We start from the raw sequence: 25,280 nt of genomic DNA, 5'->3' as shown, positions 1-25,280 counted from the left end.
CTGCTTTCATATTATGAAACGGCTTTTTGTATAAAGGACTTTCTTAGCCATATTTTTGATTTCCAGCGTCTCAGCATGAGAAGTCCTCTGAGCCATTCGTCTGCAATGAACGAAATCCATATTCCTACCAGGCCCAATCCTAACCCAACGCCTAAAAAATAGGAAATGGTCACGCTGACACCCCACATGGACAAAATTCCCATGTACACAGGGAATCTAACGTCTCCAGCAGCTCTTAGAGAATTGATGATAACTAGATTAAAGGCTCTCCCAGGCTCAAGTAGAATCGTTAAATAGATTAATAGGATGCCTGATTCAATAATTGTTTGATTGTCTGTAAAAATGGCGAATAAATGACGGGCAAATAATGAAAATACGAGCGCCATAGCAAAGGAAATGGAGACGGCGATCTTCAAACTTCTCATGCATCGATGGTAGGCATCGTCTGTCTGTCGGGAACCAATCATCCTTCCTACGAGGATCTGTGTCCCTTGGCTGATGGCTACACTGAACAAATAAATGAACATCATTAAATTTTGTGTGTAAACTTTGGTGGTCAGAGCTTCCGTTCCAATCATTGAGATAAAATAAGTGATAAGCATCTGCGAAGAATTGTAGGATAATTGTTCCCCGGCAGAAGGGATCCCAATCTTCAGCAGGTTTTTGACATGGATGGAAGGGAGTTTAAGAATCTTTTTAAATGGAAGTTCCCCAGGAATCCGTTTCTTAAGCAAGATGCCCATGGCAAGAAGTCCCGCAAATCTGCTGACTGAAGTGGAGATGGCCACTCCAGTGACTCCAAGGACAGGAACCCCGAATGCTCCGAATATGAACAGATAATTTCCGATGATATTCAGGATGTTCATCCCGATAGTGACATACATAGCATCTTTCGTATATCCGTAGCTTCGGATGATGGCGCCTGATGTCATGACCAGAGCTTCAATAAAGATGAATCCGCCGACTATTGCCAGATAAGCTGTTCCGTCTTTCATTAATTCAGGCGGAAGCGACATCATGGCAAGCAGGTTTTTATGAAAGATGACTAGGATAGAGCTTAGCAGGAGGCCAAATCCTAAATTGACCCATAAAGAAACGACGGAAACTTCCCTGGCTGCCAGGTGATTGGATGCCCCTATATTCTGGGAAGTGATGATGGCCGTTCCGGCTGCTACAAATCCAAACATAACGATGATTAGAGATAAAATTTGGTTGGATACGCCAACTGCTGCTACTGCCTGGTCTGAATATTGGCTCAACATGAGTGTGTCTGCATTTCCCATTAGCATGTGAAGCATTATTTCTATAAAGATGGGCCAAGTCAGGGTGAACAAAGTCATCTTTTGCTGTTTGTTTTTCATATGTAAGACTCCCCGTATTTAAGTAATCAAAAAGAGAGCCTTAAGAGCTGAAATGCCCCTTAAGACTCTAGTGCTTTATGATTTAAAACTTCAATATTCTGAAACTGTATCCGTCCAATTTGATAGAAGGATCCTTTTCATTGAACTCATATGGCTTTCCGTCCCAAACATCTGTGACTGATTTGTCAGTAAAGTCGAATGGGATTGTAAAAGCTGCCTCACTATCTGAAGTATTCAAAATGACCAGTATGGTCTCGCTGCCATTGGACCTCGTATAGGCAATGCATTGCTTATGGTAGTCTGCAGGAAGGAATGATAAGGTTCCTTCATTGGCTAGAAGAGGCTGGCTGCAGCGGATTTTGATCAGCTTCTGAATATGGCTGAAAAGATCTCTATCCTGTTTTTCTGAATCCCATTCCATGCATTTACGGCACCCGGGATCATGCACACCTGTCATTCCAATTTCATCTCCGTAATAGATGCATGGAGTTCCTTCAAACGTCAGCATAAATGTATACACTTGCTTCATACGCATAACATCGCCGCTGCATTCTGTCAGGATGCGGGGAGTATCATGGCTGTCTACAAGGTTGAATGCTGCTTCATTTACAGGTTTAGGATACATGTTCATGACTGAAACCATGTTCTCAGTGAATTCTGCTGGTGTAATGGACTGTTTGGCAAATAGATTGAGTACGTTTGTTGTGAACGGATAGTTCATGACAGCATCGAATTGATCCCCTCTAAGCCAAGGCATGGAATCGTGCCAAATCTCACCGAGAATATACAGGTCAGGTTTGATGGCTTTCACTTCTTTCCGGAAATCCCTCCAGAATGCGTGGTCCACTTCATTGGCAACATCCAGCCGCCAGCCATCAATATCGAATTCCCTTACCCAATATCTGCCCACTTCAAGCAAGTATTCCTTTACCGCCTGGTTTTCGGTGTTGAGTTTAGGCATGAAAGGAGTGAATGCAAATGTATCATAATTTGCCTTTGGCTCAGTCTGAACAGGGAATTCATGAATATGGAACCAATCCTTATAATCAGAAGCTTCACCTTTTTCCAATACATCCTGAAATGGAGGGAAGTAGTAGCCGCTGTGATTGAATACAGCATCGAGCATTACTTTAATGCCCCTTTCATGGCAGGCATCAATAAGTTTTTTAAATGTTTTCTTGTCCCCGAACTGAGGATCGATCTCCATGTAGTCGATCGTGTCATATTTATGGTTTGAGAATGCCTTGAAGATCGGCGTGAAGTAAATTCCTGTGATCCCCAATTCATTCAAGTGGTCTAGATGGCTTATGACACCTTCAAAATCTCCACCGAAGAAGTTTTCCGGGGTTGGGTCAGTGCTCCCCCATGGAAGTGTTCCTTCAGGATTGATTGAAGGATCGCCGTTAGCGAATCTTTCCGGGAAGATTTGATACCATACCGTCTCTTTCACCCACTCCGGTGCTTTGAAAATATCTGCTTTGTTCAAGAATGGGAAGCAGAAATAATACCCTGTATCGTGGATAGGCTCTTCAAAAAAGCCCTTTTCACCATAAAATACACTTTCCCCGCCGTCTTCAAGAATAAATCCGTATCTGAGCCTGCGATAGGGAGGGGAAATTTCTGCAAACCAATAATCAAATAAAGAATCGCTTCCTTTAAGGATCATCGGTTTTGATTGAAACAGCCATTTTCCGTCAGCCCAATCAAATGGATCTCCGTGAAGTAGGTTGACTTGCTCTATGTCGTTCTTTTTTGTGCGGATCATAATATGTAATTCACTTTCAGTGCAAGCGTATGCATAATTATCTTTCGGACGATGATATACAGCCTCGTTAAGCATCTGGAACACAACTCCTATCCAATATATGTATCAAGTTAAAGGCTATTCCAATCCCTATGCATTGTCAACGGATTTTAGAAGAAAATTAAATCGCTTTCATTTGACAAAAGGAATTGAGAAAATTTTTAAAAAATTGGTTGTCAAATTTGAAATAGGCGATATAATTAGAATAGGTTGTGCAATCGTTTTCACTAAAATGAAAGCGTTATCTTTAATCAATCATAATTTTTAGTGTAAACGGCTGTTCAGCAATGGGTGAAAACCTACATATTTTAGGAGGGGTCTAAAATGAAGAAAGCTCTATCGCTGCTCATGGCTCTAATTCTCGTTATGGGTGTCCTTGCTGCATGTGGACCAAAACGTGAAACGGGCGAGAGCAAACCGGAAGACACAAAGAAAAAGACAGAAGAGGCTGCTAAGCCGGATAAACTCGTTGTCTGGGTTAACAACGAAGATAAGCAAAAACAAGCTCTACAAGACATTTTTGCTAAATACACAGAGAAAACTGGCATTAAAGTTGAAGCTGTTCCTATGGACATGCTTGATCAAGTAAAAACACTTGCTCTTGATGGACCTGCAGGAAAAGGTCCGGATTTATTCTTCCAGCCGCATGACCGCATCGGAAGCATCGTGCTTCAAGGATTGGCTGATCCAGTTGATTTAGGCGATGCAAAAGGTGATTACATCGATACAGCTGTAGACGCCGTGACTTACGATGGAAAAGTTTGGGGAGCTCCATTGGTTGTTGAAACATATGGAACTTTCTACAATAAAGATCTAGTTGATAAAGCTCCTGAAACAATGGATGAATTAATGGAAATTGCTAAAAATCAAACGGATGCATCTAAAGATAAATATGGCTTCTTGATGGAAGCTGCAAACTTCTACTTCTCTTATCCATTCTTTGCAGCAAACGGTGGATACGTGTTCAAGAAGGATAACGGATCTTATGATGTAAACGACATCGGATTAAACAATGATGGCGCTAAAAAAGGCGGAGAACTAATCGGTTCTTGGTTTAAAAACGGCTATATCCCTGTAGAAGTAAATCCTGACATCATGAACGGATTATTCACAAAAGGAAATACTGCCGTTGTCATCACTGGTCCTTGGAATATCCCAACGTATAAAGATGCTCTAGGCGACAAACTTGGTACAGCAACACTTCCAAAAATTGATGGAAAGATCCCACAATCATTTGTTGGTGTAAAATCATGGATGCTTTCTTCTTATTCTAAGAATAAAGAGTGGGCTACAGATTTGATGAAATTCGTCACAAATCAAGAAAACTCTTTGCACTACTTTGAAGTTGCCGGTGAAATGCCTGCAAACAAAGCTGCTCTAGAAGATGATAAAGTGACTAGCGATCAATTGATTGCAGCATTTGCTGAGCAAGTAAAATACGGTGAGCCAATGCCGTCAGCACCTGAAATGCAGCAGGTTTGGGAGCCAATCAATAATGCTCTTGCATTCATTGCTAAAGGCCAGCCTGTTGGCGATGTATTAGATGAAGCTGTAAAAGCAATCAAAGATAACATTGCAGCATCCAAATAATAATTAAATGATCTTGGGGCTGACTCTAACATGAAGAGCCAGGCCTCCTTCAAAGAGATTCTGAAGGGGAGCGGGTATTCAGGGGTCAGCCTCATTATTCTATCTTGGGAGGATTTCCTATGTCTACATATTCTGAAGGGAAGAAAAAAGGACATAATCCCACATTGGCCATGATTCTGTCCATCCTGTTAGCAGGACTTGGACAACTATATAATAGAAGATTCATCAAAGGGATTATTTTCATCATACTCGAAGTATCTTTCATCCTTACTTTGGGGAATTTTATCAACTACGGTCTTTGGGGCATCCGTACACTCGGAACGATCCCGATGGTCGATCACTCCATTTTCCTGATTATCTATGGATTGGTTTCCATCATCATTTTGGCGTTTGCCATTACGATTTATATCTATAATGTCATCGATGCCAGAAAGCAGGCTTTTAAAATCCAGCGGGGTGAAAAGATCCCTAATATCCGTGAAGCAATCCGCAACACTTGGGATAAGGGATTCCCATACATTTTCGTCACTCCCGGCTTGATCATGCTCTTATTTATCGTTGTTTTACCAATTCTCTTTACAGTGACCCTGGCCTTTACCAACTATAATCTATATAATTCTCCTCCACGCAAGCTTTTGAATTGGGTAGGATTCGATAACTTCCATAAGCTTGTCACAATTGATGTCTGGAAAGATACTTTCTTCCACGTATTTGCCTGGACGATCGTTTGGACAGTTGTAGCTACAACGCTTCAAATTGCACTTGGATTGTTTTTGGCGCTGCTCGTAAATGATCCAAGGATTAAGTTCAAAAGATTGATTCGTACGGTTTTGATTTTACCTTGGGCTGTTCCGGCATTTGTCACTATTTTGATATTTGCAGCAATGTTCAATGATAAGTTCGGTTCGATCAATCGCGATATTCTCTCGATGTTCCATTTAAGCATCCCTTGGCTGCAGGACCCGTTCTGGACGAAAGTTGCCTTGATCATGATTCAGACCTGGCTGGGCTTCCCATTTGTCTTTGCCTTATTTACAGGGGTTCTTCAGAGCATCTCTAAGGATTGGTATGAAGCGGCTGATGTAGATGGGGGATCAAGATGGCAAAAGTTCAAATTCATAACAATGCCCCACATCTTTTATGCAACAGCTCCGCTATTAATCATGCAATATGCAGGAAACTTTAATAACTTCAATATTATTTATCTATTTAATCAAGGTGGACCGGCAGTACGTGGACAAAACGGCGCTGGCGGGACGGATATCCTGATTTCATGGGTCTATAATCTAACGTTCAATATCAACCAATACAATATGGCAGCAGCCGTATCCATCATTCTTGGAATCATCGTCTGTCTATTTGCTTTCTTCCAGTTCAGACGCACACGTTCCTTCAAAGAGGAGGGGAATATCTAATGAGCAGGAAAACAAAATCGAATATAGAAGTAGCTTTGATTTACCTATTTCTTGCATTCATGTTTATTATTATTGCCTATCCTCTTTTATGGACGATCGGGATGTCTTTGAATCCGGGGCAAAGCCTTTATTCAGCCAAGATCATCCCCGACAACTGGTCATTGGTTCATTACAAATGGCTGTTGACAGATCCAGGCAGCGACTATATCACTTGGTATAAAAATAGTTTAGTTGTGGCTGTAGCCAATTCTTTCTTCTCAGTGCTTTTGACGGCACTTGTGGCGTACGCATTCTCCCGCTACAAATTTGTGGGGAGAAAATATGGATTATATGCATTCCTGCTTCTGCAGATGTTCCCGTCTTTGATGGCGATGGTGGCCATTTATGTTATGCTGAATATGCTTGGTCTGCTTGATTCACTAAAAGGACTTATTATTATTTATGTAGGTGGACAAATTCCATTTAATGCTTGGCTGGTCAAGGGATATTTTGATACAATACCTCGTGAACTGGATGAAGCAGCACGCATTGATGGAGCAGGACATCTCGGGGTTTTCTTCCGAATTATGCTTCCGCTTGCCAAGCCGATTCTTGGCGTTGTTGCATTATTCAATTTCATGGCTCCGTTTGTCGACTTCCTTTTGCCGCAGATCATCTTGCGTGACCCAGGAAAATATACGCTTGCCGTCGGATTGTTCCATTTTATCAATCAGCAGTTTGCAAATAACTTTACCCGTTTTGCAGCCGGCTCCATTTTGATTGCAATACCGATTGCCATTGCGTACCTTTTCTCGCAGCGTTTCTTGATTTCCGGTTTGACTTCCGGAGGTACAAAAGGATAATAATTCACACAGCAAGGAGGGCAAGAGATGAGAAAAAGGTGGCTGCCTATATTTCTCATCCCATTCCTCCTTTTTCACGGTTATAATGCAAAAGCCGCTGAAAAAGAGGAACGCAATTGGCAGGATGAAACGATTTATTTCTTAATGGTCGATCGTTTCAATAATGGCGATGCTTCAAATGATTTCAATGTCAACATGAATGACCCCAAGGCCTATCAAGGCGGGGATTTCCAGGGTGTCATAGATAAACTGGATTATTTGAAGGATATGGGATTTACTGCAATATGGCTCACTCCGATCTTTGATAATCAAGATGGGGGATACCATGGCTATTGGATCAATGATTTTTACAAAACCGATGAACATTTTGGTTCGATTGAAAAGTTCAAAGAATTAGTGAAAGAAGCACATAAGCGCGATATGAAAGTCATCGTGGACTTCGTGGCCAATCATGTAGGCCCTGACAATCCATGGGTCAATGACCCTGCCAAAAAGGATTGGTTCCATGAGAAGAAGCCGATTATCGGCAGCGGACAGAGCAGCCTTGAAAATGGATGGATCTATGATTTGCCTGACTTAAATCAAGACAATCCAGAGGTTAAGAAATATTTGATCGATGCAGCTAAATGGTGGATCAAAGAAACGGATATTGACGGCTACCGCCTCGATACCGTGAAGCATGTTCCGATCACTTTCTGGAAGGACTTCGCAAAAGAAGTGAAATCAGTCAAAAAGAATTTTTACCTTCTTGGTGAGGTATGGTCCGAGGATCCGAACTATATCAAGAAATATCAGGAAGCTGGAATTGACGGTTTAGTGGACTATCCGTTAAACGGACCGTTGAAGGAAGCATTTGTGAAGCCGGATGTTTCCATGGAGCGTCCATTCACAATGTGGGATATCAATAAGAATATCTATCCCCACCCTGAGTTAATGGGGAGTTTTTTGGATAACCACGATATGCAGCGGTATACGAGAGATATGATAGAAGCAAAACAGTTCCCGGGTACAAGATGGCAATTAGCTCTTACATATCTTTATACTACACCTGAAATACCGATCGTCTATTATGGAACAGAGATTGCACAGGATGGCGGCAATGATCCGGATAACCGGCGTTTCATGAATTTCCGTGCAAACAAAGACCTTATTGATTACATGACAAAAATCGGCGAGTTGAGGCAGCAGCTTCCTGCACTCCGCAGAGGAGACATGAAACTGCTCTATCAAAAAGATGGAATGGCCGTTTTTAAACGTGAATATAAGGACGAAACTGTTGTTGTAGCTATTAATAACACAAGCAAGTCCCAAAAAGTCGTCATACCTGAAAAGGACCTGAAGCCCGATAAAGAATTGCGGGGACTTCAGCATGATGACCTTGTTAAAGATAAGAATGGGAATTATACCATTATCATTGATCGTGAAAAGTCAGAAATCTACGCTCTTGCTGACAAATCAGGAGTGAATATTAAGTTTATTTCTTCTCTTGCACTTGTTTATATTGCATTCATGATATTTTTAATTGCGGCTTGGAGAAGGGGAAAGAAAAATAAAAACAAGAATAACTGATTAAAGTGGTTCACACCGGCATCAGGATCAAGCCGAATATTAAAATAGGGCATTATCGCCCTATTTTCTGCCACAAAAATGTAAACGGTTTCGCGATTAGCCCGGAAGCGTGATTTAGGGAGAAAAGTGCCCTATGCTTTTGGAGAAGAGGTGTATAGAATTGGCCGTCACCATTAAAGACGTTGCAAAAATGGCAAATGTAGCACCATCGACTGTTTCACGGGTCATTGCCAATCATCCCCGTATCAGTGATAAAACCAAGAAACGAGTCCGTGAAGCAATGGAACATCTTGGCTACCATCCTAACTTCATTGCCAGAAGTCTGGCTAATCAGTCAACGAGGGTCATAGGTCTTGTTATGCCCGGATCTGCAGGAGTGTTTTTTCAGAATCCATTCTTTCCAACTGTCCTTCAGGGACTTAGTGAAGGAGCAGATGAGAAGCAATATGCTCTGCAGCTGACTACAGGGAAAACGGATGAAGAAATCTATGAGGGCGTCGTCCAAATGGTCCAAGGAGGCCGTGTGGATGGTGTGGTGCTTTTATACTCCAAAGTGGAAGATAAGCTCATGATGTACTTAAAAGAGCGTGCCTTTCCTTTTGTCATGGTAGGGAAGCCTTTTAAATTTGTTGAAGAAATCACACATGTCGATAATGATAATTTCAGAGCTACTAAGGAAGCCGCTGAACATATGCTGGACCTCGGACATGAGAGAATTGCCTTTATAGGCGGGGATTTGAATCTGGTCGTGACCATTGAACGCCTTCTCGGCTACGAGAAAGCCTTGAGAGAGGCCGGGCATCCTCTTCGGGATGATTATATCATCCATGAAGAATTCCTGCGTGAAGGCGGGCGTGAAGCGGTCAATGAATTGATGACATTAAAAGAGCCTCCTACCGCACTGATTGTTGCGGATGACCTGATGGCGCTCGGTGTACTCAATACACTCGATGATATGAATATCCGAGTTCCGGAAGATATTTCGATCATCAGTTTTAATAACGTCCTTATGGCAGAGATGTCAAAGCCGCCCCTCACATCGGTTGACATCAACATCTTTGATTTAGGGTACCAGGCAGCCAAAAGCCTTATCCAAAAAATCGAAGATCCGAAAGAACCTATCAAGCGGGTCATTGTTCCGCATCAAATCATCAAGAGATGCTCGTGTACAAATGCGCCAAAACAACAAAAAAAGAACCCATAGAGGGTTCTTTTTTTGCTTCTTGTTGTCCACCTGCTTTTCATTAACCGTTAACCACGCTCCCGCCGTTCACGTGGATCATTTGGCCGGTCACGTATTGTGAATCGGCTGCTGCAAGGTAAACGTAGGCTGGTGCGAGTTCAAACGGCTGCCCTGCACGCCCAAGCGGGGAGCCCGAACCGAACTTGGCCACTTGGTCTGCGGGAAAAGTCGAAGGGATGAGCGGCGTCCAAATGGGACCTGGCGCAACCCCGTTAACCCTTATTCCTTGAGAGGCAAGCGATTGAGAAAGCGATCTTGTGAATGAGACGATGGCCCCTTTAGTAGAAGAATAGTCAATCAATTGCTCATTGCCTTTATAAGCGGTTATGGATGCGGTATTAATAATGGCATCTCCTTTTTTCAAATGGGGAAGCGCTGCTTTTGTCATATGAAAGAAAGAGAAGATATTGGTCCTGAATGTCCTTTCCAATTGTGCAGAAGTAATGTCCAGCAAGCTTTCTTGCGGATGCTGTTCTGCAGCATTGTTGACAAGGATATCGATTCCCCCGAAGCTTTCAACAACTTTGTCGATGATGGATTTGCAAAACGTTTCGCTTCCAATATCTCCGGGATACAATTCACAGCGTACGCCTTCTTTTTCAACAAGGCTCTTTGTCAATTTGGCATCTTCATGTTCTTCAAGGTAGACGATGGCAACATTCGCTCCTTCTTTTGCAAAATAAATGGAAACAGCTCTGCCGATGCCACTATCGCCTCCCGTGATGATGGCATTCTTTCCTTGAAGCTTTCCGCTCCCTTTATAGTTAGGATCTACAAATTGAGGTTCTGGGTTCATTTGCGACTCTATGCCGGGCTGAATATTTTGGTGCTGCGGCGGGAATGTCTGTTTTGGTTGATTATTGGAACTCATTGCAATCACTCCTTGTTTATATTTTTGGAACTGGCCATATATCCGAGAATATTTACAGGGTCTTTTGGCGATGAAAACGGAGGGGCATAGGCTAATTCAATCTCCTGCAAATCGTCTACTGTCAATTTGCCTTTCATTGCTGCAGCTATTACATCAATTCTTTTATCTGCACCATCTTTTCCGATTGTCTGTGCACCAAGGATTGCTCTGGAAACCGGGTCGTAATGCAATTTGATTTTTAATGGCATGGAACCAGGGAAATATCCTGCATGAGACTTTGCCTCCACAACCTCTGTCTTAAAAGGCGTTTCCATGCTTTTGAGAGTTTTTTCATTATGGCCGATCATACCTGCAGCCAGGTCAAAGAACTTAACAATGGCTGTTCCGTAGGTCCCTTTATAAGGGATGGGAACGCCTGCGATATGATTTGCGATGATATAGGCTTGCCGGTGGGCAGGCCAGGCTAGAGGAACTTGTTTAGGCTTATGCAGGATGGGGTCGACAGTTTCAGCCGCATCCCCGAGTACGTAGATCAATGGATCATTTGTCTGCATGAATTCATTGGCAACAATCCCTTTTGTCTCCCCAATCTTCAAACCTGACTGCTCAGCGAGTGAAGTGTTTGGGATGATTCCCATTGAAAGAATGAGAAGGTCAGCTTCAGTTCTTTTCCCGCTTTTCATGACAAATGTTGTACCGCCATCTTCAACGGCAGCCAGCTCCTCATCGAAGAGAAGGGAAATCCCTTTATCCCGCATTTCCTTTTCCATCAATTCGGCCATATCGCTGTCCAATATCCCCATGACTTGTTTGGAGCGTTCCAGCAATTGGACATTTAATCCCCTTAAAATGAGATTTTCCGCCATTTCCACTCCGATAAAGCCCCCTCCAGCAATCAGTGCAGTCTTAGGGGAGGATTCTTCAATGAACTGGTGGACGTGATCCATATCCTGTATGGATCTTATAGGGAAGCAATTACCTGCATTTAAGTTTGGAATATCCGGAATCCTGGCAGATGCCCCGGGTGACAGGATAAGGTGGTCATATTCCTCATACCCTTCTTTGTTGTCTTTTAAATCAATAAAGCTGATTCTTTGCTTTTCTCTGTCGATAGAAGTGACTTCGGTATATAAATGTATGGCTGCATCGTATTTGTCAGAAAAGTCCTGGCAATCGCGAAGAATGCTGTTTCGATCAGGAACAATTCCTCCAATATAATAAGGAATCCCGCAGTTGGAATAGGCGATTTGACCGCCTTTTTCAAAGATTGATATGCGTATATCCTTATTCAGTCTCCTTAATTGAGCTGCAACAGTGGCGCCGCCAGCAACTCCCCCCACTATAACGATGTGTTTAGGCATGTTGATCACCTCCATATGTATACGATGAAACGCCGTCTTACAGGCTTGAAAGATTTTTATATACAAAAAAACGAATGGGTCAGTTTACTTTACCCATTCGTTCTTTTAATTAGACACTGTTTATCGATAATTCATAAATTGAACATCGATGGAAAGGTCAGCTGCCCTTATGGCTGCAATGATTTGTTGAAGATCATCTCTGCTTTTCCCCGTAACCCGGATTTGGTCATCCTGCTGCTGTGTCTTTACTTTGACACCGGAATCTTTAATGATGGCATTGATTTTTTTTGCATTGTCCCTGTCAATGCCCTGGACAAGCTTCGCCCTCTGTCGGACAGTGCCGCCCAAGGCAGTTTCAATTTTGCCATAGTCAAGATTTTTAACGGGCACATCACGCTTGATCAATTTGTTGATTAGAACATCCTTTAGCTGTTCAAGCTTGAATTCATCATCAGAGGTAAGAACCAAATCTTCTTTTTCTAATTTGATATCACTTTTGCTTCCTTTAAAATCATAGCGGTTTTGGATTTCTTTTAAAGCAATGTTGATTGCGTTAGTCACTTCAGCAAGATCGACTTTAGAGACGATGTCGAATGAGCTTTCTTTAGCCATGTATGTACCTCCCCAATGGATTTATGTGTCTTTCATTATAGTGAAAATCTCCTTAGTATACAACTAAGGAGAGGGGAAGGGACAAAAAACCCCGCGTATCCAAATGGATGGCGGGGCTGATTTTTCAGAAATCAGAGGTGATCTGTTTTCTTGGAATATTGGTGTTTCCCTTTTTTTCTATTTTTTTCCCGCTCCATATTCTTTTCATGAAGCAAGGCATTGTTATCCTTTGCCTTTTTGTCATTATCGGAAGTATACGGCACAAAAGTCACGCCTTTCTAATGGTGATAGGCTTATTTTATCCGCTTCAGCAAGGATTTATGTCACTTTTTTGTTTCGTTATAAAAGAATAGCGCAATTGTGCCCGGGCCGGAATGTGAGCCGACAGCAGCACCGATCATATTGATGACTACCTCTTTCACAGAAGAGGCTTCAAGAATCAATTCTTTCAAATGCAAGGCTGACTCTTCATCATCCCCATGGCTGATTGCAATCGTTTGATTTTCCAGGTCCTGACCTCGTTCCAACATTAATTCCACCATGCGTTTAAAGAGTTTCTTTCTTCCCCGTATCTTTTCAAGCGGGATTAATTTTCCATCTTCAACATGAAGAAGGGGTTTAATATTCAATAATCCACCGATAAATGCAGAAGCCTTGGACACTCTTCCCCCGCGTGCAAGGAATTCCAGGTCCTCCACTGTAAAAAGATGCTCCATGTGTTGACAGCGAAATTGAATATCATTTAAAATTACATCTTTCGGAGCACCGTTTTGAATCAATTTGGCTGCTTCTAATACGACTAATCCGTATCCAAGGGAAGCACATTTGGAATCGATAATCGTCAAATCAAGATCAGGGAAGTCTTCCTTGACTTGATCATGCACCATCACGGCCGTTTGGTATGTACCTGAGAGCTGAGATGAGAAAGCAATATAGATGCCAGTTTCTTTTTTTTCGGCCAATTCCTTGAATAAGGTTTGCAGCACCTGAGGGGAAGCCTGTGAAGTCTTAGGCATCTTGCCATTTTTAACTTCTGTATAAAGCTGTTTAGGATTGATGGTTTTCAGGTCATCATATTCATTCGAGTCGATTTCTACGCGGAGGGGGATCAAGACTGCGTCATTTTCTTCATAGAAGGAAAGAGGCAGATCGCTTGCACTGTCCGCAAATAATTTAATGGTCATTTTCTTCACCTTTCACGATTAAGATATGCTTTTAGTTTAGCGATTTTATGGAAAATTGACAATAAGTGTATTAATGTGCAAGAAAATAGGCTAAAGAGAGAAATATAATACCAAAGGGGGGCTAGCATGTCTAAAGATATGTTTTGGCAGGAATCGAAAAAATTCATCATCGTCGTCATCGGAGCATTCCTTAATGCACTGGCCTTAAACCAATTCTTGATTCCGGCAAAGGTATATGCAAGTGGATTTGCGGGGGTTGCCCAATTGATTTCAAGTATTGTAGGAGAATACACGCCTTTTACCATCTCTACCGGGATATTATTGTTCCTGCTTAATATTCCTGTCACTATTTTAGGATGGAAGAAAATTGGGAAATCCTTCACCCTATATAGTTTTATTTCCGTTACATTCATGACCGTTTTTCTTGAAATAATCCCTCTTCATACATATTCAGAAGATATCTTATTAAATGCGGTATTTGGAGGAGTCATAGCTGCAGTCGGGGTAGGAATCACTTTGAAATATGGTGCTTCAACGGGAGGCCTTGACATCGTGGCTATGATTTTATCGAGAATGAAGGACCGTCCGGTTGGAACGTACTTCTTCATGCTGAATGCCGTCATCATAACTAGTGCAGGATTACTTTATGGCGGGGATAAAGCGTTGTATACATTGGTGACGCTGTATGCCTCCACCCGAGTCATAGATGCCATCCACACAAGACATGAAAAGCTCACTGCCATGATTATAACGAAGAAATCAGAAGAACTGAAAACAGCGATCCATGGGAAACTCGTCCGCGGAATCACTCGTGTCCCGGCAAAGGGTGCGTTCAAAGGTGAAGATAAAGAAATGCTGATTATCGTCATAACAAGGTATGAGCTGTATGATTTGGAGAAAATCATACGGGAAGTGGATCCTAATGCATTTACAAATATTGTAGAAACAGCAGGCATCTTCGGATTTTTCCGGAGGGAGTAGCAGTGGAAAAGGGCAGGATTTTTTATGAGAAAATCCTGCCCTTTTTATTTATTTAATCTGATCTAATTCTTTTTGCATGTCATGAAGCTGCATCTGTTCTGCTGCTGTGGAGTTGGCATATGCCGAGGAAAGGGCATTTTTTGCTTTTTCCATTGCTGCACCAGAACTTGCCTGCTGGGATTGTTTAGCCAGGTCGACTCGCTTTCGGGCTTCTTGAAATAGACGATTTGCCATCGTTAAATTCCTCCAAGAGAGGACTTTTCTACATTCTCAAGCTTTTGAGCCTCTGCCTCTGCGTACGTCAGATGATATGGAATACGCATATCATGCTGGTTCACCGTATCTTTTCCTTGTTGGACGAATCGTTTTGATTTGTTTCGTTTACCCACAATGAACACCCCTTTATCAAGCATGCAATCATTGAACGAAATCGTTCGTTCTTCTTTAGTATGGCATTAATAAAAAAGAATCCATTAATCAATTAATGGATTCAAAGGCAATGACTACAAATTCAATTTTTCTTCAAGGAAAACAGCTACACCATCTTCTTCATTTGAAAGGGTTACATTGCCTGCAGTCGATTTGACGGAATCAATACCATTTCCCATTGCTACGCCAACTCCGGCAAACTCAAGCATTTCAAGGTCATTGTCTTCATCACCGAATGCAATAATCCTTGATTGGGGGATTTGGTAATATTCCGCTATTTTCTTGACTCCGACGGCTTTATGAACACCGTTTCGAACAATCTCTATCACATGCCAGGGAGCTGCCCATCGTCTATGATCGACTACTTCTGCATGGATACTGCTCAAATGACTGCGTATTTCTTCCACATGGCTTTCTTCTGCATGTATCAACAGGGAAGTAGGGGACTTTTCAAGGTATTGTCTTAAATCTCCCACAGTGATTTCTGGATTCCCCATTCCAAAAATGTCCATGAGCTTGTCATTGTGAAAGTGGAAGTACACATCATCCATCACTTCAGCAATGATATTATGGATGTTGTACTTTTGGCATGTATCCACAATTTCTTTGGCGATTTCAATATCCAAGGGACTATGATGTACACCCCAATCCTTATCAAGTGGATGGTGAATGAAAGCACCATTAAAATTGACGATAGGTGACTCAAGCTCCAATTCCTTATAATACGGTTCACTCGAACGGAAAGGGCGGCCAGTTGAGATGATCACCTCATGACCAGCTGCTTTTGCTTTTTTGATAGTACTCTTCGTTCTTTCTGTAATATGTTTATCGTCCGTCAGTAATGTTCCATCTAAATCAAGGCATATCAAATGTTTGGCTGTCATAATTTTTCTCCTCTTTTATCGGTGTCTGTCTAAAAACAGTGTAAATCTTTAGGAATTGAAATGTCTACATGATAAAATACACTATATGAAATATTTACAGATGATCCTTTTATTTTACCAAAAAAAGGGTGGAGTTTAAACCGTCTTATGAGGAGAGCGATTTCATTGATTCAAATCAGCCAGGAGTATGTGCAGAATATTCCTTTACTACACGTAGTGGAAACAGAGAAAGCTCAAGATAGGCTACCAACGGTATTTTTTCTTCATGGATTTACCTCGGCAAAAGAACATAATCTTCATTATGCATACTTAATGGCGCAAAAAGGTTTCAGAGTCCTAATGCCGGAAGCATATGGGCATGGAGAAAGAATTGATGGGGTGGACCCTTCTAAAAATAGCCACCAGTTTTGGAGAATGGTCATCCAGACCATCGAGGAATTGAAAGTCTTGAGAGAGGCATTTACCGTCAAAGGACTCATTGATGAAAATAGAATCGGTTTGGCAGGCACCTCTATGGGAGCAATAGCCTCTCTTGGAGCATTAAGCCAATATGACTGGATCAAAACTGCTGTAAGCCTCATGGGAAATGCTTCGTATGAAGAACTGGCGAAAGGCCAGATTGAATACTTGAAGCAAAACAATATAGAATTGCCCCTGGATGATAATCAGCTTGAGGAACAGTTCCAGATATTAAGAAAGTATGATTTAAGCAGCCAAGTGGATAAATTAAATGGAAGACCGATTCTGTTCTGGCACGGGAAGCGGGATCCAGTCGTACCATTTGAACCAACTTACCGTTTTTATCAATCCATTCAATCGGAATATAAAGGCAAGGAAGAGTACCTGCAATTCATTATTGATGAAAAAGCGGATCATAAAGTATCAAGAGAAGGGCTGTTGAAAACGGCGGAATGGTTTGATAAGCATTTATGATTTTCATTCCTGCCGAGGATTTGTTAGGATGAAGATAAGGATATTAACCTGAGGAGTGTTGTGAAATGATCGATCAAGATTTAAAAGATAATATTATGGGGGCCTTGGAACAGGTCGTCGATCCAGAGCTTGGAATCGATATTGTGAATTTGGGGCTTGTGTATGACGTAGATTTGAATGAAGAGGGACAAGCCACAGTAACTATGACATTGACTTCAATGGGATGTCCTCTGGCAGGAACCATTGTCGATCAAGTAAAGGTTGCCCTTTCCGATATCCCTGAAGTAAAAAGTACGGAAGTCGATATTGTCTGGAACCCGCCATGGTCAAAAGAAAGAATGTCCAGATACGCAAAAATTGCATTAGGCATACGATAAAAGAAGAGACGCAGCCTGCTGGCTGTGTCTTTTTTATGTTGGAAAAAATCGTCGCTCATGTTTTGCTCTCAATCGTCGAAAACTGTAAAGGAAGCCACAGCTTCTAAGGAGGGTCATTCATGGGACAAAGCCATCAATTCAGACCAGGGCAAAAGGCTCCGAACAACGGGATATATGTAGAAATCGGAGAAACAGGAAGCATGGTCAAACACCCGCAGAAAATCAAATTGAAAGCCGGGGACCACTTTCCTGAAACTTCAAACGATGACCGCTACTGGACGTACAAGCGGAAACCATAATGAATCATAAGCGTCCTGCATTCGGCAGGCGCTTTTTCTTTTCCTTTTTTTACAAATGAATTATAATGGATTCACAATAGTCAAATAAGGTCAAGGAGTGATGGTTGTTGGATCTCAATAAGATGACCACAAGTCTTCAGGAAGGGCTGTCACATGCTCAGCAAGCTGCAGCAGCACATAATCATCAAGAAATAGATGTTCTGCATTTTTGGCATTCCCTGCTTTCATCACCGGATAGTCTTATAGGTGTGATATACGGAAGGCTCGGACTGAACAAAAGGGAACTCCTCTTATATATTGAAAAAGCACTGGAGGCTCGTCCACGTGTATCTGGAAGCGGTGTGAGCGGCGGCCAATATATTTCAAGCAGACTCCATACATTATTCAATGATGCTGAAAAAATAAAGGACCAATTTCAAGACGATTATCTATCAGTAGAACATGTTGTCCTTGCATTGATGAATCAAAAAAATGTTCCTCTGGTGGAATACTTAGGAAAAAAGGGAATCGGGAAAACAGATTTAGAAAAAGTCATCAAAGAAATAAGGGGGAATAGAAGGGTGGACAATCAAAATCCTGAAGCATCCTATGAAGCATTGGCGAAATATGGACGGGACCTTGTAGCGGAAGTAAGGGAAGGGAAATTGGACCCTGTAATAGGAAGGGACCAAGAAATCAGGCATGTCATAAGGATTCTATCGAGAAAGACAAAAAATAATCCAGTGTTGATCGGTGAGCCTGGCGTGGGAAAAACAGCAATTGTAGAAGGGTTGGCGCAGCGCATTGTCAGAAAGGATGTTCCCGAAGGATTAAAGGATAAGACTATTTTCGCCCTGGATATGAGTGCGCTGATTGCCGGAGCAAAATTTCGTGGAGAGTTTGAAGAGAGGCTTAAGGCGGTTCTCCATGAAATCAAGCAGAGTGAAGGGAGGATCCTTCTGTTTATCGATGAAATTCATACAATCGTTGGGGCAGGAAAAACAGAAGGGGCCATGGATGCAGGAAATATGCTTAAACCCATGCTTGCGAGGGGAGAACTTCACTGCATTGGGGCAACTACTCTTGATGAACATCGGAAATACATCGAAAAAGACCCGGCGCTTGAGCGCAGATTTCAACAAGTCTTAGTTGATGAACCGACTGTGGAAGATACAATTTCCATCCTGCGGGGATTGAAGGAACGATTTGAAATACACCATGGAGTCAAGATTCATGACAGAGCGATAGTTGCTGCTGCCACTTTATCAAACCGATATATATCTGACAGGTTCCTGCCGGATAAGGCAATTGATCTGGTGGATGAAGCCTGCGCAATGATCCGTACGGAAATAGACTCCATGCCGACAGAATTGGATGAAGTCACACGGAGGGTAATGCGGCTGGAGATTGAAGAAGCCGCTTTGAAAAAGGAAACGGATGAAGCGAGTAAAGAAAGACTTTCCTTGCTGACGAAAGAATTGGCTGACCTGAAAGAAAAGGCAGATGCGATGAAAGCAAAGTGGCAAAGTGAAAAAGAAGGGCTGCAAAAGGTTCAATCTAAACGCGAAGAATTGGAAAAATATAAACGTGAGCTGGAAGAGGCTGAAAATGATTATAACTTGAATAAAGCGGCTGAGCTTCGCCACGGAAAGATACCGGCTATGGAGCGGGAGCTTTCACTTATCGAATCAGAAATGGCTTCAAAACAAAAAGACGAAACTAGACTGCTTAGAGAAGAAGTGACAGAGGAGGAAATTGCAGGGATTGTTTCAAGATGGACAGGAATTCCCCTATCCAAGCTGGTGGAAGGCGAGCGTGAAAAGTTATTAAAACTCGAGAGCATACTGCATGAACGTGTCATTGGGCAGGATGAAGCAGTAAGGCTTGTCAGTGATGCCGTTCTGAGAGCAAGGGCAGGGATAAAGGATCCTAACCGTCCTATCGGTTCATTTATTTTCCTTGGGCCGACAGGAGTGGGAAAAACCGAGCTCGCCAAGACACTGGCCAACACTTTGTTTGACAGCGAGGAACAGATGATTCGGATTGATATGTCCGAATATATGGAAAAACATGCCGTTTCACGATTAATTGGGGCACCTCCGGGGTATGTAGGTTATGAAGAGGGAGGACAGCTGACGGAGGCAGTCAGAAGGAAGCCTTATTCAGTGGTGCTTCTTGATGAAATTGAGAAGGCGCACCCTGAAGTGTTTAATATCCTATTGCAGGTGCTTGATGATGGAAGGATAACAGATTCCCAAGGGAGAACGGTAGATTTTAAGAACACTGTCATCATCATGACTTCAAACATTGGCTCACAATGGCTGCTTGAAGGCGATATGGAAAGTGATGAAACAAAAGATAAGGTGATGGGACAGCTGCGTATGCATTTTCGTCCGGAGTTTTTAAACCGTGTGGATGATGTCATTTTATTTAGTCCATTATCGATAGATAATATAAAAGCAATCGTAGATCAGTTAGTGAAACAGCTGCAGAAAAGACTGGATGAACAGCATATTTCAATTGAGATAACAGAGGAAGCGAAAAAAGCGATTGCGGAGGAAGCTTATGATCCTGTCTATGGTGCAAGGCCGTTAAAGAGATATTTGCAGAGGAAAGTAGAAACGGCACTCGCGAAAGAAATCATTGCAGGGAATGTACATCCTTATGATAAAGTGACCATCCAATTGATCGATGGAGAAATAATCGTGAATTAAATGAAAAAGGATGGCTGATCAATGATCGGCCATCCAAATAATTATTCGTGCTCCACAGGCTCATTCGGGATGACTGCAGGAATAATAAAGATCAAGATTGTAGCAGCGACAGCTAATGTCACACCAGTTGCAAAGTGGAATTCAGATCCGCTCATGGCACTTACTACATATGTAACCATTTCAATCAACAAAAAAGTCCAAAAGAAAGTCCAGATGTATCTCATTTCTTATTCACCTCTATTCAAATACATTTATCATAAAATGTAAAACGGAAAAGTTTCTCGTTACATAGTATCACAGCCAAAATAATTAATAAATATTTTTCGCAAAATTATTGAAAACCTTTTCTTGCCTAAAATCACGGCTTTCCCGAGAGCGGATTTTTTAAAAACTAGGCTTTGTCCCTTTCCAACATCTTTTCCCTTCATACATTATATTGACTCACTTTGCAAAAGGAGAATTCCTTATGACGCAGCGAACGTTTCAAATTGAACATGAATGGTGTATGATTCATTGCCCTGAAAAGCCAAACGGTTTTGCGGTAATGATCTTAGGCGATCAGCAGCATTTTGTGGAAGAGAACCAAAGCTTTTGGACACAAAATATCGGAAGGGCAAAAATGATTGAAGAATTGACTTCCAACGGCTATACAGTTTTTTATTCGAACTTATACGGGAAGAATTGGGGAAGCACTAAAGCCGCAGAGTTAGCACAAACCTTGTATCATTTAATCATGAAGCAAGAAATCCTCAACGAGAAAATCCACGTTATCGCAGAAGGAATGGGGGCATTGGCCGCGATTGAGCTCATCACAATGATGAAAGGGGAAATCAGATCCGTATCGCTTATTTCTCCATGCCTTTCTCTCAAAAAACATGTGGAACAGGAGAAAGAAAAGAAGTTTTTTTACAAAAGGATTGTCCAGGAACTCATTAATTCTCATGAAATAAACGAGAATCAAATCGAAGAATTACTCAAGACTCAGGAAGGAAACCTGGAAAAACTGGCAGAAGCCATTTTTCCGATGGTCATCATAAAGTTTGTAGAAAGAAGCCGCTACGATGGGCAGCAGGAACTCATCAATCAAACAATCCAGAAAAGAAAGGATGCAGGCCTGCCTATTTCTTTTCACTATCTCCTACCTGAAAAAAGGACCCTCATCCCAAGAAAGATGCTGAAAGAATTTCATCATTCTGAATTGGACCTATAGGATAAATGAAAGAAAATGAGATTCATAGCATACGATACAATAACAACTTATTATTTGGGGGTATCGGAAGCATGAATCATGCAATTGTATTTTCCGCCGGCGGATTCATCGGTTTTTCCCTATGCAGGGAACTTTTGAATAGAGGCTACAATGTTTTGGCAATCGAACATAACGAAACAATGCAGATCTCAGAAGAAAATAAATGGATGGAATTCGGAAGGAATGCCAATTTCAATGTTTCTTCACTGGAGGATTGGGAAGGCGGACTTAAAGAACCCTTCTTTTGTTTTATCCCATACTACGATTTTCTCGGGGAAAGGTACGAAGGAAGAACCTCGGAAATCAAGAAAAAAATAATTCAAAATAAATCATGGTTTGATAAGTCCGTCCATCAAACCATGATTCTTCGCTTTATCAGTGAAAGTCGAATAGAACAGGATGCACTGCTTAATGAAATTCCGATTCCTCACAGTAATCTTTTTTTGCCGACCGTCTTTGGCCCATGGCAGCCAAAAGAATTTGCCTTTCATAAACTTTTATCGGAGGAACGGGAAGGGCTTGAGTCCACGATCGACTATAAAGAACCATTAAAGGATGCGTTTTATGTGGATGACTTGGCAGCAGGGGTCATTGATTATGCGGAAAAAAAGGGAGATAAAGCATCATTGGTGCTCTCTACCGGAGAGAATGGACGCTGGGCAGAAGGGCTCAAGCACTTAGGTGAAAAGGCGGGGGAAAGTTCATATCAATCTCATGAGCCTGCGCTTCTTTATAAGGAATTGGTCATAAATAGCAGCACTACATTGGAAGAAGGACTACAGCAGCAAAGAACCTGTATTGACAGCCTCCTGAAGAAACGGACCTAACGGGTCTTTTCAGAAACCGAATTAATAGGTAGAATAATAGATGTTTCTTTCATAAATATGGAAGGCAGCCATGAACAAAGGAGTTGCTGAATATTGATCAAAAAATGGGTACCGATCCTGCTGGTTCTTTTCCTGCTGGTCAGCTGTTCTCAAGACCCTGAAAAAGGGAAAATCAAAAAGGTCGGACTGCTGGTCCCGGAGACAGTGAGTGATCAGGTGTGGGGAACAAAAGGATATAAAGGGCTGCTTAATATTCAATCTAAATTCGGAGTGGAAGTCTACTATAAAGAAGGGATGGACTCTGAATACCTTGTAGAAAAATCAGTCAAAGTCTTTCATCAAAAAGGTGTCAACTTAATTTTCGGGCATGGTAATGAGTATGCAGCCTACTTTGATAAATTGGCGCCGAAATACCCTGATATCAGGTTTGTGAGCTTCAACGGGGATGCGAAACAAAAAAACACCACCAGCCTTAATTTTAAATCATATGCAATGGGGTATTTCGGGGGTATGACAGCCGCCCATATGTCGAAGTCCAATCAAATCGGAATGATTGCCGCATTCGAATGGCAGCCTGAAATCAAAGGATTCATTGATGGTGCCAAAAAAGAAAATAAAGATGTGAAAGTCACCATAAAATATGTAGGGAATTGGGACAACCGGGAAAAAGCAATACGGCTGTTGGATGAACTGACAAAGGATGGGACAGATGTTGTGTATCCTGCCGGAGATGGATATAATATTCCTGTGATCGAAGAGTTAAAGTCCAGGGGCTTATATGCAATCGGGTATGTTTCCGATCAGTCCGACCTTGGAGAAACAACTGTATTAACCAGCACTGTCCAACATGTACCGAAGCTGTATGAAATTGTTGCCGAAAAATTTTCTAAAGGGAAGCTTGATTCCGGGAATCTGTATTTTGATTTCAATGATGGGGTCATCTCCATGGGGAAATATAGTTCACTTGTGGATAAAAAATTCCAACAGAAAGTGGCAGACATGATCGATACATATAAAAAGACAGGTAAACTGCAAACATCAGACCAAACAAAGGAGTAATGAGAGATGCACGAAGATAAAAACATGCAATTTATGCAGATAGCTATGAAATACCTGCCGGAAGCAAAAGAAAAGCTGGATGGTGCAGGTGTGGAATTATCAATGGAAATGATTCAACCGTTCATGGAGCTTTTCACAAAAGTAATGAGCGAAGCATACGAACTTGGCAAACAAGATGCAAATAAATAAAAAAACGGGCAAAGCACTCGGATGGCAACCTGCATCCGATGCATTGCCTTTTTTATTTATCATCCTGCTGTATGAAGGCTTCTAGGTAGGGCCCGATTTTCTTGAATAAAGGCTTAAAGTAAGCAAAAGTCTCCATCAAGGAATCGATATGCCCGAACAACTCATCAACATCTATTTCATCGAGCCCTGAGACTGCTTTTTGCTGCAGGTTCTCGAGAAGGGACTCATTCGTCTCTGGCATTTTATTCCCGAATATTAATTGGTCAAATGGATGGGTGCGTTCTGCGGATGGGCCATCAGCCAATTTCATTCACCTCCGGATAGTACATTAGTACATATGACATGTATATGATTCTTGGTGGATACGGTATAGACGAATGATTGAAAAAGCACAAATAAGTTGCAAGAAAAAATGAAATCCGATAAAATTAGTACCAAGTCATAATATTTGATAATAAAAAATAAATTTAGAAACAAATTGTCTTAAATCATCCTGGCTGCTGTACCTTGGCAGATGGATGAAAAACAACTGATTCGAAAGAAGGGATCCCTTTCATGAATGCAGGAATCATTGGTATAGGAAGATACAATCCTGAGAAAGTGGTAACAAACGCAGATTTGGAAAAGATAATGGATACGTCGGATGAATGGATCCGGACAAGGACAGGCATTGAAGAAAGAAGGCTTGCAGGTGACGATATGGATACGTCCGATCTTGCCTACGAAGCTGCAAAGAATGCCATAAAGAACGCTGAAATCGATCCTGAAGAAATCGATTTGATCCTTGTGGCGACCGTTACACCGGATCGTCCATTTCCAAGTGTGGCAACAATGCTGCAGGAAAGGCTCGGTGCCAAGAAAGCAGCAGCGATGGATATCAGTGCAGCATGTGCAGGATTCATGTACGGAATTGTTACCGCTAAGCAATTTATTGAAACCAACACGTATAAACATGTATTGGTTATCGGTGTAGAGAAGCTTTCTAAAATCACAGATTGGGAGGACAGGAATACAGCTGTCCTATTCGGGGATGGAGCAGGGGCTGCTATTGTCGGTCCAGTATCCGAAGGAAGAGGAATATTATCCTTTGAACTTGGTGCTGACGGTTCCGGCGGGAAGCACTTATTCCAGAACGGAAAGTACCTTTACATGAATGGCCGGGAAGTTTTTAAGTTTGCCGTTAGACAAATGGGTGAATCATGTATTAATGTGATAGAAAAAGCAGGTCTGAAAAAAGAAGATGTGGATTTCCTCATTCCTCATCAAGCGAATATCAGAATCATGGAAGCCTCAAGGCAGAGACTTGAGCTTCCAGAAGAGAAAATGTCTAAGACCGTCCATAAATATGGCAATACATCAGCGGCTTCCATCCCGATTTCACTAGTGGAAGAATTAGAGGCCGGTAAAGTGAAAGATGATGATGTTATTGTCATGGTTGGCTTCGGTGGAGGACTCACTTGGGGAGCAATTGCCATTAAATGGGGCAGATAATCGAATGAAGATAATCA

Annotated in this window: 27 protein-coding genes; 15 read left to right on the top strand and 12 right to left on the bottom strand. The window is 41.9% G+C overall.

The genetic code is table 11. The features are described from left to right. Window positions 1–11 precede the first annotated feature (11 nt). Both DFR59_RS02290 and DFR59_RS02285 read right to left on the bottom strand, forming a co-directional pair. The gene (locus DFR59_RS02290) at window positions 12–1,361 is read right to left on the bottom strand and encodes an MATE family efflux transporter (RefSeq protein ID WP_114744007.1); all 1,350 of its coding nucleotides are present in this window, start codon (window positions 1,359–1,361) and stop codon (window positions 12–14) included. A gap of 82 nt (window positions 1,362–1,443) precedes the next feature. Next, window positions 1,444–3,201 (bottom strand): alpha-glycosidase, encoded by a 1,758-nt coding sequence (locus DFR59_RS02285; RefSeq protein ID WP_114744006.1) that lies wholly within the window; start codon window positions 3,199–3,201, stop codon window positions 1,444–1,446. Window positions 3,202–3,489: 288 nt separating this feature from the next. Here DFR59_RS02285 and DFR59_RS02280 point away from each other — a divergent pair, with 288 nt between their 5' ends. From DFR59_RS02280 to DFR59_RS02260, 5 genes are all read left to right on the top strand, one after another. Further along, window positions 3,490–4,755: a sugar ABC transporter substrate-binding protein gene (locus tag DFR59_RS02280; RefSeq protein ID WP_114744005.1), complete on the top strand. Its 1,266-nt coding sequence runs from the start codon at window positions 3,490–3,492 to the stop codon at window positions 4,753–4,755. 119 nt (window positions 4,756–4,874) lie between these two features. Beyond that, window positions 4,875–6,170, top strand: a complete 1,296-nt coding sequence (locus DFR59_RS02275; RefSeq protein ID WP_114744004.1) for a carbohydrate ABC transporter permease — start codon at window positions 4,875–4,877, stop codon at window positions 6,168–6,170. After that, a complete protein-coding gene (locus DFR59_RS02270; RefSeq protein ID WP_114744003.1) occupies window positions 6,170–7,012 on the top strand; it encodes a sugar ABC transporter permease in 843 nt (280 codons plus the stop codon). Before DFR59_RS02275 ends, DFR59_RS02270 begins: the two co-directional genes overlap by 1 nt. Before the next feature lie 27 nt (window positions 7,013–7,039). Beyond that, window positions 7,040–8,581, top strand: coding sequence for an alpha-amylase family glycosyl hydrolase (locus DFR59_RS02265; protein ID WP_114744002.1), 1,542 nt, complete (start codon window positions 7,040–7,042; stop codon window positions 8,579–8,581). Between the two features lie 160 nt (window positions 8,582–8,741). Then, the gene (locus DFR59_RS02260) at window positions 8,742–9,785 is read left to right on the top strand and encodes a LacI family DNA-binding transcriptional regulator (RefSeq protein WP_114744001.1); all 1,044 of its coding nucleotides are present in this window, start codon (window positions 8,742–8,744) and stop codon (window positions 9,783–9,785) included. Between the two features lie 40 nt (window positions 9,786–9,825). Here DFR59_RS02260 and DFR59_RS02255 read toward each other — a convergent pair whose 3' ends face one another. The 5 genes from DFR59_RS02255 to DFR59_RS02235 form a co-directional block, all read right to left on the bottom strand. Continuing rightward, on the bottom strand, window positions 9,826–10,695 hold the full coding sequence (locus DFR59_RS02255) for an SDR family oxidoreductase (protein WP_114744000.1): 870 nt from the start codon (window positions 10,693–10,695) through the stop codon (window positions 9,826–9,828). A gap of 5 nt (window positions 10,696–10,700) precedes the next feature. Continuing rightward, on the bottom strand, window positions 10,701–12,056 hold the full coding sequence (locus DFR59_RS02250; protein WP_158538288.1) for a CoA-disulfide reductase: 1,356 nt from the start codon (window positions 12,054–12,056) through the stop codon (window positions 10,701–10,703). 120 nt (window positions 12,057–12,176) lie between these two features. Then, on the bottom strand, window positions 12,177–12,668 hold the full coding sequence (locus DFR59_RS02245) for a YajQ family cyclic di-GMP-binding protein (RefSeq protein ID WP_114743998.1): 492 nt from the start codon (window positions 12,666–12,668) through the stop codon (window positions 12,177–12,179). A gap of 131 nt (window positions 12,669–12,799) precedes the next feature. Continuing rightward, complete coding sequence (locus tag DFR59_RS02240; RefSeq protein WP_114743997.1) at window positions 12,800–12,931, bottom strand: DUF3941 domain-containing protein; 132 nt, start codon at window positions 12,929–12,931, stop codon at window positions 12,800–12,802. 60 nt (window positions 12,932–12,991) lie between these two features. Next, on the bottom strand, window positions 12,992–13,852 hold the full coding sequence (locus DFR59_RS02235) for a DegV family protein (RefSeq protein ID WP_114743996.1): 861 nt from the start codon (window positions 13,850–13,852) through the stop codon (window positions 12,992–12,994). Window positions 13,853–13,990: 138 nt separating this feature from the next. Here DFR59_RS02235 and DFR59_RS02230 point away from each other — a divergent pair, with 138 nt between their 5' ends. Further along, window positions 13,991–14,833 (top strand): YitT family protein, encoded by an 843-nt coding sequence (locus tag DFR59_RS02230; RefSeq protein WP_114744239.1) that lies wholly within the window; start codon window positions 13,991–13,993, stop codon window positions 14,831–14,833. A gap of 48 nt (window positions 14,834–14,881) precedes the next feature. Here the strand turns inward: DFR59_RS02230 and DFR59_RS02225 are convergent, their stop codons facing one another. From DFR59_RS02225 to DFR59_RS02220, 3 genes are all read right to left on the bottom strand, one after another. Then, window positions 14,882–15,067: a DUF3813 domain-containing protein gene (locus tag DFR59_RS02225; protein ID WP_114743995.1), complete on the bottom strand. Its 186-nt coding sequence runs from the start codon at window positions 15,065–15,067 to the stop codon at window positions 14,882–14,884. A gap of 2 nt (window positions 15,068–15,069) precedes the next feature. Further along, window positions 15,070–15,222: a hypothetical protein gene (locus DFR59_RS20210; RefSeq protein ID WP_170137256.1), complete on the bottom strand. Its 153-nt coding sequence runs from the start codon at window positions 15,220–15,222 to the stop codon at window positions 15,070–15,072. Window positions 15,223–15,336: 114 nt separating this feature from the next. Next, on the bottom strand, window positions 15,337–16,146 hold the full coding sequence (locus DFR59_RS02220) for a Cof-type HAD-IIB family hydrolase (protein WP_114743994.1): 810 nt from the start codon (window positions 16,144–16,146) through the stop codon (window positions 15,337–15,339). 165 nt (window positions 16,147–16,311) lie between these two features. Between DFR59_RS02220 and yjfP the strand changes: the two genes are divergently transcribed. The 4 genes from yjfP to clpB all read left to right on the top strand — a co-directional run bounded on the left by yjfP (window position 16,312) and on the right by clpB (window position 20,448). Further along, window positions 16,312–17,079, top strand: coding sequence for an esterase (gene yjfP, locus DFR59_RS02215; RefSeq protein ID WP_114743993.1), 768 nt, complete (start codon window positions 16,312–16,314; stop codon window positions 17,077–17,079). A 68-nt stretch (window positions 17,080–17,147) separates the two neighbouring features. Further along, window positions 17,148–17,456, top strand: a complete 309-nt coding sequence (locus tag DFR59_RS02210; protein WP_114744238.1) for a metal-sulfur cluster assembly factor — start codon at window positions 17,148–17,150, stop codon at window positions 17,454–17,456. Between the two features lie 119 nt (window positions 17,457–17,575). Continuing rightward, entirely contained in the window at window positions 17,576–17,755 is a 180-nt protein-coding gene (locus tag DFR59_RS02205; RefSeq protein ID WP_114743992.1) for a YjzC family protein, read from the top strand. Window positions 17,756–17,862: 107 nt separating this feature from the next. Continuing rightward, window positions 17,863–20,448 carry an ATP-dependent chaperone ClpB gene (clpB, locus tag DFR59_RS02200; RefSeq protein WP_114743991.1) on the top strand — a complete coding sequence of 862 codons (2,586 nt, stop codon included), beginning with the start codon at window positions 17,863–17,865 and terminating at the stop codon, window positions 20,446–20,448. 41 nt (window positions 20,449–20,489) lie between these two features. Here clpB and DFR59_RS02195 read toward each other — a convergent pair whose 3' ends face one another. Further along, entirely contained in the window at window positions 20,490–20,672 is a 183-nt protein-coding gene (locus DFR59_RS02195) for a YjzD family protein (protein ID WP_114743990.1), read from the bottom strand. Between the two features lie 242 nt (window positions 20,673–20,914). Between DFR59_RS02195 and DFR59_RS02190 the strand changes: the two genes are divergently transcribed. From DFR59_RS02190 to DFR59_RS02175, 4 genes are all read left to right on the top strand, one after another. After that, window positions 20,915–21,658 carry a lipase family protein gene (locus DFR59_RS02190; RefSeq protein ID WP_245948349.1) on the top strand — a complete coding sequence of 248 codons (744 nt, stop codon included), beginning with the start codon at window positions 20,915–20,917 and terminating at the stop codon, window positions 21,656–21,658. A gap of 71 nt (window positions 21,659–21,729) precedes the next feature. Further along, window positions 21,730–22,524, top strand: coding sequence for a hypothetical protein (locus DFR59_RS02185; RefSeq protein ID WP_114743988.1), 795 nt, complete (start codon window positions 21,730–21,732; stop codon window positions 22,522–22,524). A gap of 93 nt (window positions 22,525–22,617) precedes the next feature. Further along, window positions 22,618–23,583 (top strand): BMP family ABC transporter substrate-binding protein, encoded by a 966-nt coding sequence (locus DFR59_RS02180; RefSeq protein ID WP_114743987.1) that lies wholly within the window; start codon window positions 22,618–22,620, stop codon window positions 23,581–23,583. A gap of 6 nt (window positions 23,584–23,589) precedes the next feature. Next, window positions 23,590–23,772 (top strand): ComZ family protein, encoded by a 183-nt coding sequence (locus DFR59_RS02175; RefSeq protein ID WP_114743986.1) that lies wholly within the window; start codon window positions 23,590–23,592, stop codon window positions 23,770–23,772. Window positions 23,773–23,824: 52 nt separating this feature from the next. Here the strand turns inward: DFR59_RS02175 and DFR59_RS02170 are convergent, their stop codons facing one another. Then, window positions 23,825–24,076 (bottom strand): hypothetical protein, encoded by a 252-nt coding sequence (locus DFR59_RS02170; protein WP_147278247.1) that lies wholly within the window; start codon window positions 24,074–24,076, stop codon window positions 23,825–23,827. A 251-nt stretch (window positions 24,077–24,327) separates the two neighbouring features. On the opposite strand from DFR59_RS02170, the gene DFR59_RS02165 reads away from it, so the two are divergent. Next, the gene (locus DFR59_RS02165; protein ID WP_114743984.1) at window positions 24,328–25,263 is read left to right on the top strand and encodes a beta-ketoacyl-ACP synthase III; all 936 of its coding nucleotides are present in this window, start codon (window positions 24,328–24,330) and stop codon (window positions 25,261–25,263) included. The last annotated feature ends 17 nt before the right edge of the window (window positions 25,264–25,280 follow it).

The organism is Falsibacillus pallidus, from assembly GCF_003350505.1.
Classification (GTDB): Bacteria; Bacillota; Bacilli; order Bacillales; family DSM-25281; genus Falsibacillus; species Falsibacillus pallidus.
Note: the sequence above shows the minus strand (reverse complement) of the source record. Positions and strands in the feature narration are given on the sequence as shown.

What these genes read in the sequence shown, in the direction of transcription:
- DFR59_RS02290 (WP_114744007.1), bottom strand. Translation starts at nt 1,361, where the DNA reads ATGAAAAACAAACAGCAAAAGATGACTTTGTTCACCCTGACTTGGCCC.
- DFR59_RS02285 (WP_114744006.1), bottom strand. Translation starts at nt 3,201, where the DNA reads ATGCTTAACGAGGCTGTATATCATCGTCCGAAAGATAATTATGCATAC.
- DFR59_RS02280 (WP_114744005.1), top strand. Translation starts at nt 3,490, where the DNA reads ATGAAGAAAGCTCTATCGCTGCTCATGGCTCTAATTCTCGTTATGGGT.
- DFR59_RS02275 (WP_114744004.1), top strand. Translation starts at nt 4,875, where the DNA reads ATGTCTACATATTCTGAAGGGAAGAAAAAAGGACATAATCCCACATTG.
- DFR59_RS02270 (WP_114744003.1), top strand. Translation starts at nt 6,170, where the DNA reads ATGAGCAGGAAAACAAAATCGAATATAGAAGTAGCTTTGATTTACCTA.
- DFR59_RS02265 (WP_114744002.1), top strand. Translation starts at nt 7,040, where the DNA reads ATGAGAAAAAGGTGGCTGCCTATATTTCTCATCCCATTCCTCCTTTTT.
- DFR59_RS02255 (WP_114744000.1), bottom strand. Translation starts at nt 10,695, where the DNA reads ATGAGTTCCAATAATCAACCAAAACAGACATTCCCGCCGCAGCACCAA.
- DFR59_RS02250 (WP_158538288.1), bottom strand. Translation starts at nt 12,056, where the DNA reads ATGCCTAAACACATCGTTATAGTGGGGGGAGTTGCTGGCGGCGCCACT.
- DFR59_RS02245 (WP_114743998.1), bottom strand. Translation starts at nt 12,668, where the DNA reads ATGGCTAAAGAAAGCTCATTCGACATCGTCTCTAAAGTCGATCTTGCT.
- DFR59_RS02235 (WP_114743996.1), bottom strand. Translation starts at nt 13,852, where the DNA reads ATGACCATTAAATTATTTGCGGACAGTGCAAGCGATCTGCCTCTTTCC.
- DFR59_RS02230 (WP_114744239.1), top strand. Translation starts at nt 13,991, where the DNA reads ATGTTTTGGCAGGAATCGAAAAAATTCATCATCGTCGTCATCGGAGCA.
- DFR59_RS02225 (WP_114743995.1), bottom strand. Translation starts at nt 15,067, where the DNA reads ATGGCAAATCGTCTATTTCAAGAAGCCCGAAAGCGAGTCGACCTGGCT.
- DFR59_RS02220 (WP_114743994.1), bottom strand. Translation starts at nt 16,146, where the DNA reads ATGACAGCCAAACATTTGATATGCCTTGATTTAGATGGAACATTACTG.
- DFR59_RS02205 (WP_114743992.1), top strand. Translation starts at nt 17,576, where the DNA reads ATGGGACAAAGCCATCAATTCAGACCAGGGCAAAAGGCTCCGAACAAC.
- DFR59_RS02195 (WP_114743990.1), bottom strand. Translation starts at nt 20,672, where the DNA reads ATGAGATACATCTGGACTTTCTTTTGGACTTTTTTGTTGATTGAAATG.
- DFR59_RS02190 (WP_245948349.1), top strand. Translation starts at nt 20,915, where the DNA reads ATGACGCAGCGAACGTTTCAAATTGAACATGAATGGTGTATGATTCAT.
- DFR59_RS02185 (WP_114743988.1), top strand. Translation starts at nt 21,730, where the DNA reads ATGAATCATGCAATTGTATTTTCCGCCGGCGGATTCATCGGTTTTTCC.
- DFR59_RS02175 (WP_114743986.1), top strand. Translation starts at nt 23,590, where the DNA reads ATGCACGAAGATAAAAACATGCAATTTATGCAGATAGCTATGAAATAC.
- DFR59_RS02165 (WP_114743984.1), top strand. Translation starts at nt 24,328, where the DNA reads ATGAATGCAGGAATCATTGGTATAGGAAGATACAATCCTGAGAAAGTG.